The organism is Lysobacter yangpyeongensis, assembly GCF_042655745.1.
Lineage (GTDB): Bacteria > Pseudomonadota > Gammaproteobacteria > Xanthomonadales > Xanthomonadaceae > Agrilutibacter > Agrilutibacter yangpyeongensis.
This window is the reverse complement of sequence record NZ_JBHSNM010000001.1, coordinates 543,872-556,042: the sequence shown is the minus strand read 5'-3', so window position 1 is coordinate 556,042 and position 12,171 is coordinate 543,872. Positions and strand designations below refer to the sequence as shown.

Genomic DNA, 12,171 nt, shown 5'->3' with positions numbered 1-12,171 from the left:
ATGTCGAAACTAGCGGGCACCATCGGACTGCTGCTGGCCGCCACCTGCGGCTACGCATTCGGGCAGAGCGCGAGCTTCGGACTGACGCTGCGTGTCTTGCCCGAGCAGGCGGTGCCGGAAGGTCCCGTCGAACTGCCGGTCCCGCCGCAGGCGCAGCGGCTACCGCCCGGCCGCAATGCCGCACGCCTGCTGTACGCGGGCAGCGCGGGCGACGCGAAACGCTTCTACGAAAGCCGACTGCCGGGAATGGGCTTCTACCTGGCCCAGCAGAAGGACGACCGCGCCGTGTGGGAACGCCACGACGTCCGCGCCGAACTGCTGTTCTATCCGGTCGTGGGCATGCAGGAAACGACCGGCATCATCGTCACGATGCGATCGCGCAACGCCGGAAACGCCGCGTCCCTGTAACCGTCCTGCGTCGGGTAGCGGGCTCAGACGCCGTCGGTGAGCGGGTGCGGTTCCTGCCGCCCCTGTCGGACCCGTCCCGGACGCGCACGCGCCGCACTGTCGGTCTTGCCGCGCTCGTAACCTTCGGGATTGCCCGACTGCCAGTGCCAGGCATCGCGGCACATGGTGTCGATGTCGAACCGCGCCCGCCAGCCCAGCAGCGTGTGCGCCAGCGACGGATCGGCATAGACCTGGGCGACGTCGCCCGGGCGGCGATCGACAATCTCGTACGGAATACGTCGCCCCGACGCCTTCTCGAACGCCTTCACCAGTTCCAGCACGCTGACACCACGGCCCGTGCCGAGGTTGACGGTCAGGTTCGCGTCCTCGCGAACCAGATAGTCCAGGGCATCGACGTGGGCGCGCGCGAGATCCACGACGTGGATGTAATCGCGCACGCCGGTGCCGTCGGGCGTCGGATAGTCGCCGCCGAAGATGCTCAGCCGCTCACGCCGGCCCGTCGCGACCTGGCAGATGAACGGCATGAGGTTGTTGGGGATGCCCGCGGGGTCTTCACCGATCAGGCCCGAGGGATGCGCGCCCACCGGATTGAAATAGCGCAGGTTGGCCGCCCGGAATGAAGGCACGCTGCTGCACAGGTCGCCGATCAGCTGCTCCATGACAAGCTTGGTGCGGCCGTAGGGGTTGGTCACCTGCAGCGGCGCGCTCTCGTCCACGGGCACGCGCTGCGGGTCGCCGTACACCGTGGCCGACGAACTGAACACGAGCCGCGGCACGCGCGCCTTCTGCATCGCCTGCAGCAGGTTGATCGTGCCGCTGATGTTGTTCTCGAAGTACGTGAGCGGCTGCGCGCACGACTCGCCGACGGCCTTGAGCGCCGCGAAATGCATCACCGCGTCGAAACGGTGGCGCGCGAACAGGCGCTTCAACGCGGTGCGGCTGCGCAGGTCCACCCGTTCGCATTCCACCGGTGCGCCGATGATGCGTTGCAGCCGCAGCAGCACGCGTGGCGAACTGTTGGCGAAGTTGTCGGCGATGACGATGCGGTAGCCCTGCTCCGCCAGCGCGACGCAGGCGTGGCTGCCGATGTAGCCGGCGCCGCCGCATACGAGAACCGACATCGGAGCCTGGCGTGCCATGCGAACCTGCCGTTGCTGCCCTGGTTCTACCGACAACGCGGAAGGCGGCCGCCAGCGTCCATCTCCCGTGGCGTGCACATCGCTTTCACATTCCGTGCCTGCCGCCTGTCCGCGTTGGCACGCAATTGGCGTTACCCAGTGAACCGATGCCGCCCCTGGCGCGCATCTCGACCCGGAAGTCGACCTGGGGAGGTACGTCTTGCCAAACAATGCACCCTTGGTTGCGCTCGAAAGCGCGCGCGTCGCCATCATCGGCCTGGGCTATGTCGGCCTTCCCCTCGCCGTCGCGTTCGGAAAGAAGTTTCCGACGGTCGGCTTCGACATCGATGCCGCGCGCGTGGCCGAACTCGGAGCGCACCACGACCACACCCGCGAAGTCACCGGCGACGACCTGCGCGAAGCCGCGCTGCTGCGCTTCAGCAGCGACCCGGCGGATCTCGCGGGCTGCAATGTCTTCATCGTCACCGTTCCCACGCCGATCGACGAATACAAGCGCCCCGACCTGCGCCCGCTCGAATCGGCCAGCCGCACCGTCGGCCGTGCGATCGCGCGGGGCGGCGTGGTGGTCTACGAATCCACGGTGTATCCGGGCGCGACCGAGGAAGTCTGCATCCCGATCGTCGAGCGCGAATCCGGGCTCGTGTACAACCGCGACTTCTACGCCGGCTACAGCCCGGAACGCATCAACCCGGGCGACCCGCAACACCGCCTGGAAACGATCAAAAAGGTGACTTCCGGTTCCACGCCCGTAGTCGCCGCATTCATCGACAGCCTGTACGCAAGCATCATCGTCGCCGGCACGCACAAGGCCTCCAGCATCCGCGTCGCCGAGGCGGCCAAGGTCATCGAGAACATCCAGCGCGACGTCAACATCGCGCTCATCAACGAGCTCGCCCTGATCTTCCACCGCCTTGGCATCGACACGCACGAAGTGCTCGAGGCGGCCGGCACCAAGTGGAATTTCCTGCCGTTCCGCCCGGGCCTGGTCGGCGGGCATTGCATCGGCGTGGATCCCTACTACCTCACGCACAAGGCGCAGCAGATCGGCTACCACGCCGACATGATCCTGGCCGGGCGTCGCATCAACGACAGCATGGGCAGCCACGTGGCGCGCCGCGTCGTGAAGCTGATGCGCCAGCGCAACCAGGACATGACCAACGCGCGCGTGCTGATCCTCGGGATGGCGTTCAAGGAAAACTGCCCGGACGTTCGCAACACCAAGGTGATCGACATCGTGCGCGAGCTGCGCTGCTACAACGCCGAGGTCGACGTGCACGATCCCTGGGTGAACGCGGCGCACGCGCACGACGAATACGGCGTCCACATGGTGGCCGAGCCGGAAACGGGCCGTTACAGCGCCGTCGTCCTCGCGGTGGCGCACGGCGAGTTCGTGGCGATGGGCGCGGAGCGCATCCGCGCCTACGGCGTGCCCGGAGCGGTGCTGTTCGACGTCAAGCGCGCTCTGCCGCGCGACAGCGTCGACGGGTGCCTGTAACCCATGCGCGTACTCGTCACCGGCGCAGCGGGCTTCATCGGCGCGAAGCTGAGCGAGGTGTTGCTCGCCCGCGGCGACGAGGTGCTCGGCTTCGACAACCTCAACGCCTACTACGACCCGCGTCTGAAACAGGCCAGGCTGGACCGCCTGCTGCCGCAGGCGAATTTCCGTTTCCTGCGCGGATCGCTCGAGGACAGCCTCGCAGTGGGCGAAGCCTTCGCCTCGTTCGCCCCGCAGCGGGTGGTGAACCTGGCCGCGCAGGCCGGCGTGCGCTATTCGCTGGAGAATCCGCGTTCCTACGTCGACAGCAACATCGTCGGATTCCTCAACATCCTGGAAGCCTGCCGCCATCGCGGCGTGGAACACCTGGTCTACGCTTCGTCCAGTTCGGTCTACGGCGCGAATCGCAAGCTCCCCTTCTCCGTGGACGACAACGTCGACCACCCGGTGAGCATGTACGCGGCGACGAAGAAGGCCAACGAACTGATGGCGCACACCTACAGCCACCTGTTCGGGCTGCCGACCACGGGACTGCGCTTCTTCACCGTGTACGGCCCGTGGGGCCGGCCGGACATGGCGCTGTTCCTCTTCACGCGGAAGATCCTGGCCGGCGAACCGATCGACGTCTTCAACCACGGCCGCCACAGCCGCGACTTCACCTACATCGACGACATCGTGGAAGGCGTGGTCCGCACGCTCGACCACGTGCCCGGCGTTGACGCCACCCTCACGCCTTCGCCGGGCACGTCGAACGCGCCCTATCGCGTCTACAACATCGGCAACCACCGGCCGGTGGAACTGCTGCGCTACATCGAAGTGCTGGAGCGCTGCCTGGGGCGGCGCGCCGAGCGCCGCCTGCTGCCGATGCAACCGGGCGACGTCCCCGATACGTGGGCGGACGTGGACGCGCTGCACCGGGATGTCGGTTATTCGCCATCCACTCCGGTGGAGGAAGGCGTGGCGCGCTTCGTCGAGTGGTACCGCGATTACCACCGGGTCTGAAGGGAAACCTTCGCCGGGTGGCTGGTTTGGCCGGGTGCCATGGCACCCGGCGTTGTCCAAGAGGGGTCTACCCGCAGCTCATCGGAGAATAGTCATGCGCGTTGCACCTGCCCTTCGGGCCTTCGGCTTGTCCCTGCTGCTCGCCGGCTGCGCCAGCACCGCGGGCATCACGGCGGGAGCCCCGCCCGCCCCGGCTCCGGCCGACGAATACCAGATCGGCGCCGACGACATCGTCCAGGTGTCGGTATGGCGCAATCCCGAGCTCAGCATCACCGCCCCCGTGCGTCCCGACGGCAAGATTTCCGTGCCGCTGGTCGGCGACGTCGTGGCCGGCGGCCGCACGCCGGACGCCGTGGCCAAGGACGTGCAGGACAAGCTCGCCACCTACATCAAGGAACCGCAGGTCACGGTGATCCTCACCGAACTGCGCAGCCATGAGTACCTCTCGCGCGTGCGGGTCACCGGCGCGGTGCGCACGCCGGTCTCGATTCCGTACCGGCAGGGCATGACCGTGCTCGACGCGGTGCTGGCGGCGGGCGGCGTGACCGAGTTCGCCGCGCCGGATCGCTCGAGCCTGCACCGCAAGGCCGGCGACAGCGCCCAGGCGTATGAGGTCCAGCTCAACCACATCCTCGAGGACGGCGACCTCACCACCAACTACAAGGTCGCTCCCGGCGACGTGATCACCGTTCCGGAGCGCGTCCTGTGAACACTCCGTACAGGCAGCTCAGCCTTCCCGGTCCCGCGCCCGATCGGTTGCCCGCGATCGCCGTCGCGACGATCGCGCGCAAGGAGGCGCGACGCTACCTGTTGCCGCTGGCCACCATCTTCGCCGCCATCGCGTTGTTCTTCCTCGCGTGGGGCCTGGTCAACCCGCCCACGTATCAGTCGTCCGCGACGGTGCTGGTGCAGGACAACGCGGCGATCGCGCCGTTGATGGAAGGCCGCACCGCGGCGCCGAACGATGCGTCGCGCGCGGTCATCTCGCGCGACGTGCTCTTCGGCCATCGCGTGCTGGACGAAGTGCTGCGCGCCGGCGGCTGGATGGACAACGGCGAACTCACTGCGGTCGAGAAGCAGAAGCTGAGCAACGGCATCATGGGACGCACCGAAGTGACGGTCACCGAGCGCACGCCGACGCGCTCCAGCGATCCCAAGCTGAGCCTGGTCAAGATCACCTACTCCGATTCCGATCCCAAGCGCGCCTACGCGGTGGCGAAGCGGTTTTCGGAAGCCCTGATCGAACAGGTGCTCGATTCGCGCGCCCGCGCCAGCAAGTCCGCGTACCAGTTCATCGACGCACAGGTCGACCAGTACCAGAAGGCGCTGGCCGAAGCGGACCGGAAGCTGCAGGCCTACCGCATGGCCAACCCCGATGCCGTGCCCGGCGTCGACAGCGACGTCGCATCGCGCATCGCCGAACTGCGTCGCGCCGCCGACAACGCGAGCATGGACCTGGCCGATGTCGGCGCGCAGGAACACCAGCTGATGGGCATGCTGTCGCGCGAAAGCCAGATCACCACGATCTCGCGCTCCAGCCAGACCAATGCGCAGCTGGCCGGCCTGCAGGCCGAATACGACCGGCTCAAGCTGAGCTACACCGACCAGCACCCCGACGTGGTGCGCGTGCGCAACCAGATCAGCGAGTTGCAGGGCCAGATGCGCAGCGGCCGTGCGAGGGGCTCGGTCATCCCGGGCGCGACGCCGACCATGAACCCGGTCTACGAACAGCTGCGCAGCCAGCTCACCGAAGTGCGGCGCCAGGGCGCGGCGGCCGCCTCGCGCGTCGCCACCGCCCAGGCCCTGCTGCGCGAGGAATACGAGCGCAGCCGCAAGATCATGGAATCCGGTGGCGAAGTCTCGGCGCTGACGCGCGCGCACGACGTCAACAAGGAGATGTACGAGGACCTGCTCAAGCGGCGCGAGAACGCCCGCGTGTCGATGAGCCTGGACGCGGATGGCCGCAGCCTCGGCTTCCAGATCCAGGAACCGGCCTCGATCCCGCTGCTGCCCACCGGCCTGCGCCTCGTGCATTTCGCCGCGGCCGGACTCGCTGTCGCCGTGTTCATACCGCTGCTGCTGCTTTCGCTGCTCGTCAGGCACGACCCGCGCGTGCGCGCGCCGCTGCAGATCGAACGCGAAGCCGGCCTGCCGGTACTGGCCGTGATTCCACCGCAGATGAGCCATGGCCAGAACGAACAGCAGGCCCGGCAGTTGCGGCTCGGATCCGCGCTGCTGCTTTCGGTGCCCGTGATCTACGGCATCGTCCTGATGCTGAAAATGGTGGACGTCCTATGAACGACTTCAACCAGTCCGCCGCGGAGGCCCTGGCCCGGATGGCCGCGATCGAACACCGCAGCGTCGTGCGCCGCAGCGAGTCGACCGCGCTGACGCCGGGGCAGCTGGCCGAGCGCTCGATCATTCCCTACCTGGACGGCGCCAACCGGCCGCTCGTGGATTCGTTCCGCGACCTGCGCACGCGGCTGCTGTCCATCTCCAACGAAAATTTCGTCACCCTGGTGGTGCCCGTGAGCAACGGCTGCGGCGGCAGCTTCGTCGCGCGCAACCTGGCGCTGTCGGTCACGTTCGACCAGTCCAAGACCGCGCTGTTGATCGACTGCAACCTGCGGCACCCCACCCAGCACACCGCGATGAAGATCGATACCGCCCGTGGCGGCCTGATCAACTACCTCGAGGATCCCGAGGCCGAAGTCGACGGCATGCTGTATGCCACCGGCATCCCGCGCCTCAAGCTGATCCCCGCGGGCCGGTCCACCTACGGCGACATGGAGGCCGAGCACTTCGCCTCGTTTCGCATGCGCCTGCTGCTCGATTCGCTGCGCAGCAGCTATTCCGACCGCTACATCTTCCTCGACAGCCCGCCCGCGCTCGGTGCTCCCGATGCGCGGATGCTCTCGGAGCTGGCGGACGTGGTGATCCTGGTCGCGGGTTACGGCCGGAATACGCCGGCCGACATCGCGGCCGCCGCCGGCAATTTCGATCCCCGGAAGTTCGCCGGCGTGGTCTTCAATGAAAACGCGTGACCCTGCCTTCCGCGCCAGTCGCTACCGCGCGACGCTTGCGCCGCTCGCCCTCGCGTTGCTGGTGGCGCTGTCCACGGGCAACGCGCGCGCCGCCCGGCTCGACTACCAGTTCGAGCTGACCGGGCTGCACAGCGACAACCTCAACCTCAGCGAGAACAACCAGGCCAACGAATCGGTCCTGGTGCCACGGCTGAGGTTCGACCTGAAGGAAGAAGGCGCGTCGGTGGAACTGCACGCGCGCGGTGACATCGAGCGGCGCCACTACTTCGGCAACGAATTCGACGACGAGACGCGCGCCGAATTCGCGGGCCAGCTCAAGTGGGCGCTGTTTCCCCAGCGCATGCACCTAGTGGTCGAAGACTACTTGAGCGAAGAGCCGATCAACTTCCGCGACGGCCGTTATCCGGGCAACCTGCAACGGGTCAATATATTTCTCGGCGGCCCCAGCTTCTTCGCGCGGCTGGGCGACACCAGCCGCCTCCAGATCGACGTGCGCGGCGCCGACAGCCAGGCGGAGGTATCGCGCGGATTCGACAGCCGGCGCTACAGCGCGGCCGCCGCGCTGCAGCACGACATCAATGCCACCTCCAACGTTTCGCTGCATCTGGCGCATACGCGCGTGGAGTTCGACCAGCCCGAAACCACGATCGTCGACTACACCCGCCAGGACGGTTACGTCCGCTACGAGGGCCGGTTGCGCGATATCGAATACCAGCTAGACGCCGGACGTTCGCGGCTGGACCGCGAGAACGCCGACAACGAGTCGACCACGCTCGCCCGCGCGACCGTGCAGTGGCAGGTCAATCCGCAGAACCGGTTGCGCTTCCGGGCGCGCCATCAGTTCGCGGACGAGGTCCAGGACCTCGTCGTGCGACTGAGTGATCCCGATGAGTCGCTGGTGCCCGATCTGGTCGACTCCTCGTCCTCGCTGGTCACCGCGGGCGTCTATCGCCAGAGCGATGTCGAGCTGGACTACCGCTTCTCCGGCGACCGCCTCGGCTTCCGCGTCCGCCCGATCTACCGCCAGTTGCGTTACATCTCCCGGCTCGACGCCGACCGCACCGAAAACGCCGTCATCTACCAGGCGAGCTACCGCCTGACGCCCCTGACCCGGATCGTGTTCGACGGTTCCTACCGCAAGCGCGATTTCCGCACCATTGACGAGCTGGATCGCGACCACGTCTACGCGCTGGGCATCGAACAACAACGTACCCGGCATTGGGGCTGGCGCGCCCAGGTCGTCCGCAACGAGCGCGATTCGAACCTGCCCGATCCGGTCTACAAGGAAAACGCGGTCCTGGTCACCCTCTGGTGGAAGCGCTGACGGCGGGGGACGGGAATGCTCGACGCAGTGCTCTGGAGCGCGATCTTCCTGCTGGCCTACGTCTATGCGGGCTACCCGGTACTGGCCATCGCGCTCGCCCGGGTTTTTCGCCGACCCGTCGTGAAGTCCGACCTGACCCCGACGGTCACCGTCGTCATCGCCGCGTACAACGAAGAAAAGCACATCGCGCAGAAGATCCTTAACGTACTCCAGCTCGACTATCCGGCCGGGCGCCTCGACGTCATCGTCGCTTCTGATGCGTCCACCGACGGGACCGACCGGATCGTGCGCGACCTGGCTCTGCCGAACGTGCGCCTGCTGCGGGTGGAGGGGCGCGTCGGCAAGACCGCCTGCCAGAACGCCGCCGCACAGGCGGCCACGGGCGAACTCCTGCTGTTCACCGATGCGACCACGCTGATCGAAGCGCATGCGCTGCGCGCGATGGCGGCGAACTTCGCCGATCCGTCGGTGGGCTGCGTCGCCGGCCGGCTCGCGTACGTGGCGCAGCGCGACGAGGCCACCGGCCACGGCGGCACTTCGTACTGGAACTACGAAATCATGCTGCGCATGGCGGAAAGCGCGCTGGGTTCGCTGATCGGCGTTTCCGGCTGCCTGTACGCCGTGCGGCGCGGGGCCTACCGACCGATTGCGCCGGAACTGATCAGCGATTTCGTCACCGCCATGGTGGTGCGCGAACAGGGCCTGCGCACCGTGCTCGAGCCGACGGCCACCTGTTACGAGGAAACGCTGGATCGCCCGGATCGCGAGCTCTCCATGCGGGTGCGGGTCTGCATGCGTAGCCTGTCGGCGCTGGCGAGCCAGAAGCGCTTCCTCGACCCGTTCCGCTACGGCGCGTTCGCCTGGCAACTGTGGTCGCACAAGCTGTTGCGCTACCTGTCGCCGGTGTTCTGGTTGGTCGCGCTCGCGGCCAACGCCGCGCTCGCGCTGCAGGGGCGCTACGTATGGCTGCTGGCGATGCAGCTGATCGTGCTGCTGTCGGGGTTGCTGGGCTTCACGCCGCTGCGCGCCTCGCGCAGGGCGCGACTGCTCGCGCAGCCGTATTACTTCCTGCTGACCAATCTCGCCTCGGCGGTGAGCCTCTTCAGGTTCCTGCGCGGTGAACGCATCGTGACCTGGACACCGTTGCGCTGATCCGGGCACCGCGATTCACGGCATCCGCGCTGGCCGTCCACGACGCGCTGCCACGTTCCATCCAGAGGAGCGTGTCGGAGCGCGGAACGGACCATGCAGAAGGAACACGTGCAAGGCATCGAGAGCGAAGCGATCGCCGCACCGGCGACGGCCGCGGCGGAAGGCATCGCGTCGGCGCCCGCGGCACCGTTGCGACGCGTCCTCTACATCGTCTCGCAGTTCCCTAGCTGGTCGGAAACCTTCATCGTCCGCGAGATCCATGCGCTGATCGAGGAAGGCGTCGACGTGCGCATCCTCTCGCTCAAGCGCTCCGCCGAAACCATGGTGCAGGCGGACGCCGCCGCGCTCATCGACCGCGTCCGCCAGCCGCCCGGCCTGCTGGCGACCTTCGGCGGCACGCTGCGCGCGCTGTTCGCGCATCCGCTCCGCGTGACTGGCGCCGCGGCGGTGCTGACTGCCGAAACCTGGCGCACGCCGAAGGTGTGGCTGCTGTCGATGGCGACGCTGTCCCGCAGCCTGTGCCAGCTGGGCTGGCTGCAGCGCTTCGATCCGCAGTTCATCCACGCCCACTGGTCCACCTACCCTGCGACCGCGGCCTGGGCGCTGGGGCGCGTGGCCGGACGCCCGTTCGGCTTCACCTGCCACGCGCACGACGTGTTCAGGAACCACCAGCTGCTGCCGCGCAAGATCCGCGAAGCCGCGCTGGCGGTGACGATCTCGCGACACAACGTCGACTGGCTCGACCGCAACGTGTCCCGGCTCGCGCCGCGCAAGCTGAAGGTCGTGCATTGCGGCGTCGACCTGCGCCAGATCCCCTGGCGGCCGGAGGGACGCACCGGCAACCGTATCGTCGGGGTCGGGCGCCTGTCGCCGGAGAAAGGCTTCCACACGCTCATCGAGGCGCTGGCCGAACTTCGCGACGCCGGCAACGACTTCCACTGCACGCTGATGGGCGAAGGCCCGGCGCGCCCCGAATTGCAGGCACTGATCGATCGCCTCGACCTGCAGCGCCACGTCGAGCTCGCCGGCGCGCAACCGCAGGAAGCCGTGCGCGCCGCCCTGCGCGAAGCCACCGTCTTCGTGCTGCCCTGCCAGGTGGCCGCCAACGGCAGCCGCGACGGCATTCCCGTGGCGCTGATGGAAGCCATGGCCGCTGGCTGCCCCGTGGTGAGCTGCCCGGTGTCGGGCGTGCCCGAACTCATCGTCCACGAGCGTCACGGTCTGCTGGCGGAAGAGCGCAGCGCCACCTCGCTGGCGCAGGCATTGAAGCGCCTGCTGGACGATCCGGCGCTGCGGCAACGGCTGGTCGTGGCCGCGCGCGAGCGGATCGAGGAGGAGTTCGACGTGCGCAAGGAAGCCAGCCGCTTGCACGGCCTGATGCGGGAGGCAGTCGGCCATGCCGCGTGAACGCATCCTCGTCGTGATCGATGGCATGGAAATCGGCGGCAGCCAGCGTCAGGTCCAGCAGTTGCTGCAGAGCCTGGACCGGCAGCGCTGGGAACCGGAGCTGGCGTATTTCCGCAACCACTCCTTCCTGGCCGATGCGATCCGCGATTCCGGCGTCGTCGTGCATTACCTGCCGAAGCGGCGCCGGATCGACCCGGCGTTCCTGCTCGCCTTCGCGCGCCTGTTGCGCGAGCGCAATTACGCGCTGATCCATGCGTTTTCGCTGACGGCGGAACTCGCTTCGGTGCAGGCGCGCTTCCTGTCGGGGCGGCGACCGCCGCTCGTCGCGTCGGAGCGCAGCTTCGCGCTCGACAAGCCCGCGTGGTTCTGGCGGCTCAAGCGTTTCGTGCTGGGCCACAGCGCCGCGGTGATCGCCAATTCCCGTGCCGGCGCGCGCGCCACGGCACGTCGCACACGCATGCCGGACACGCTGTTCACCACGGTCGCCAACGGCGTGGATCTGCCTGCGCCGATCGGCGAGGACGCGCGGCGCAATCTGCGCCGATCGCTGGGTGTGGCGGACGCGCGGCTACTCGGGCTGTTCGTGGGCCGCCTCGTTCCGGTGAAGAACCTGCCCTGCCTCGTCCGCGCGCTCGCGCGCCTGGAGCCTGGCATGCGTCCCCGCATCGTCCTCGTCGGCGAAGGGCCCGTGCAGGAGGAGGTGCAGCAGCTCGCCGTCGATCTCGGCGTGGCCGCGGACCTGTGCTTCCTCGGCGAGCGCAGCGACGTGGACCGGCTCATGCAGGCGGCGGATTTCCTGGTGCTGCCCTCGCATTTCGAGGGCCTGTCGAACGCGCTGCTCGAAGCGATGGCGGCCCGCTGTCCGGTCGTCGCCTCCGCGGTCGGTGGCAGCGTCGAGTTGATCGACGACGGGCAGACCGGCCTGCTGTTCCCGGCCGACGATCCCGATGCGCTGGCAGCCGCGATCCTGCGCATGAACGATGCGACGTTGCGCATGCAACTGGCCCGTGAAGGACGCCGCCACGTCGAACAGCACCACAGCCCCGATGCGCTGGCGGCGGCCACCTCCGCGGTGTACGAGCGCTGCCTGCGTGTGCGCGAACCGCGTGACGCGCGCGTGCTGGCGCATCCTGTGCGGGGACCGGCGAAATGATCTTCCGGCACGCCTGCCCTTCCGCGAGGCGGCGCGCGCGGACCCGG

11 protein-coding genes are annotated in these 12,171 nt (G+C 68.0%); 10 read left to right on the top strand and 1 reads right to left on the bottom strand.

What is annotated here, in order from left to right; translation table 11 throughout:
• The gene (locus tag ACFPN1_RS02525) at positions 1 to 408 is read left to right on the top strand and encodes a hypothetical protein (RefSeq protein ID WP_386752699.1); all 408 of its coding nucleotides are present in this window, start codon (positions 1 to 3) and stop codon (positions 406 to 408) included.
• A 23-nt stretch (positions 409 to 431) separates the two neighbouring features.
• On the opposite strand, the gene galE is transcribed toward ACFPN1_RS02525, so the two are convergent.
• Positions 432 to 1,547, bottom strand: a complete 1,116-nt coding sequence (galE, locus tag ACFPN1_RS02520; RefSeq protein WP_386752697.1) for a UDP-glucose 4-epimerase GalE — start codon at positions 1,545 to 1,547, stop codon at positions 432 to 434.
• Between the two features lie 217 nt (positions 1,548 to 1,764).
• Here galE and ACFPN1_RS02515 point away from each other — a divergent pair, with 217 nt between their 5' ends.
• The 9 genes from ACFPN1_RS02515 to ACFPN1_RS02475 all read left to right on the top strand — a co-directional run bounded on the left by ACFPN1_RS02515 (position 1,765) and on the right by ACFPN1_RS02475 (position 12,124).
• A complete protein-coding gene (locus tag ACFPN1_RS02515) occupies positions 1,765 to 3,042 on the top strand; it encodes a nucleotide sugar dehydrogenase (RefSeq protein WP_386752695.1) in 1,278 nt (425 codons plus the stop codon).
• 3 nt (positions 3,043 to 3,045) lie between these two features.
• Entirely contained in the window at positions 3,046 to 4,044 is a 999-nt protein-coding gene (locus ACFPN1_RS02510) for an NAD-dependent epimerase (RefSeq protein WP_386752693.1), read from the top strand.
• A gap of 94 nt (positions 4,045 to 4,138) precedes the next feature.
• Complete coding sequence (locus ACFPN1_RS02505; protein ID WP_386752692.1) at positions 4,139 to 4,753, top strand: XrtA/PEP-CTERM system exopolysaccharide export protein; 615 nt, start codon at positions 4,139 to 4,141, stop codon at positions 4,751 to 4,753.
• Entirely contained in the window at positions 4,750 to 6,342 is a 1,593-nt protein-coding gene (locus tag ACFPN1_RS02500) for a hypothetical protein (RefSeq protein ID WP_386752691.1), read from the top strand. Before ACFPN1_RS02505 ends, ACFPN1_RS02500 begins: the two co-directional genes overlap by 4 nt.
• A complete protein-coding gene (locus ACFPN1_RS02495; RefSeq protein ID WP_386752690.1) occupies positions 6,339 to 7,088 on the top strand; it encodes a P-loop NTPase family protein in 750 nt (249 codons plus the stop codon). The genes ACFPN1_RS02500 and ACFPN1_RS02495 overlap by 4 nt, the downstream gene beginning before the upstream one ends.
• Entirely contained in the window at positions 7,075 to 8,412 is a 1,338-nt protein-coding gene (locus ACFPN1_RS02490; RefSeq protein WP_386752689.1) for a hypothetical protein, read from the top strand. Before ACFPN1_RS02495 ends, ACFPN1_RS02490 begins: the two co-directional genes overlap by 14 nt.
• Before the next feature lie 15 nt (positions 8,413 to 8,427).
• Complete coding sequence (locus tag ACFPN1_RS02485; RefSeq protein WP_386752687.1) at positions 8,428 to 9,564, top strand: glycosyltransferase family 2 protein; 1,137 nt, start codon at positions 8,428 to 8,430, stop codon at positions 9,562 to 9,564.
• A 93-nt stretch (positions 9,565 to 9,657) separates the two neighbouring features.
• Complete coding sequence (locus ACFPN1_RS02480; protein ID WP_386752686.1) at positions 9,658 to 10,971, top strand: glycosyltransferase family 4 protein; 1,314 nt, start codon at positions 9,658 to 9,660, stop codon at positions 10,969 to 10,971.
• Positions 10,961 to 12,124, top strand: coding sequence for a glycosyltransferase (locus ACFPN1_RS02475; RefSeq protein ID WP_386752684.1), 1,164 nt, complete (start codon positions 10,961 to 10,963; stop codon positions 12,122 to 12,124). Before ACFPN1_RS02480 ends, ACFPN1_RS02475 begins: the two co-directional genes overlap by 11 nt.
• The last annotated feature ends 47 nt before the right edge of the window (positions 12,125 to 12,171 follow it).

Coding starts and splice junctions, on each gene's coding strand:
- ACFPN1_RS02525 (WP_386752699.1), top strand. CDS start 1: ATGTCGAAACTAGCGGGCACCATCGGACTGCTGCTGGCCGCCACCTGC.
- galE (WP_386752697.1), bottom strand. CDS start 1,547: ATGGCACGCCAGGCTCCGATGTCGGTTCTCGTATGCGGCGGCGCCGGC.
- ACFPN1_RS02510 (WP_386752693.1), top strand. CDS start 3,046: ATGCGCGTACTCGTCACCGGCGCAGCGGGCTTCATCGGCGCGAAGCTG.
- ACFPN1_RS02505 (WP_386752692.1), top strand. CDS start 4,139: ATGCGCGTTGCACCTGCCCTTCGGGCCTTCGGCTTGTCCCTGCTGCTC.
- ACFPN1_RS02495 (WP_386752690.1), top strand. CDS start 6,339: ATGAACGACTTCAACCAGTCCGCCGCGGAGGCCCTGGCCCGGATGGCC.
- ACFPN1_RS02490 (WP_386752689.1), top strand. CDS start 7,075: ATGAAAACGCGTGACCCTGCCTTCCGCGCCAGTCGCTACCGCGCGACG.
- ACFPN1_RS02485 (WP_386752687.1), top strand. CDS start 8,428: ATGCTCGACGCAGTGCTCTGGAGCGCGATCTTCCTGCTGGCCTACGTC.
- ACFPN1_RS02480 (WP_386752686.1), top strand. CDS start 9,658: ATGCAGAAGGAACACGTGCAAGGCATCGAGAGCGAAGCGATCGCCGCA.
- ACFPN1_RS02475 (WP_386752684.1), top strand. CDS start 10,961: ATGCCGCGTGAACGCATCCTCGTCGTGATCGATGGCATGGAAATCGGC.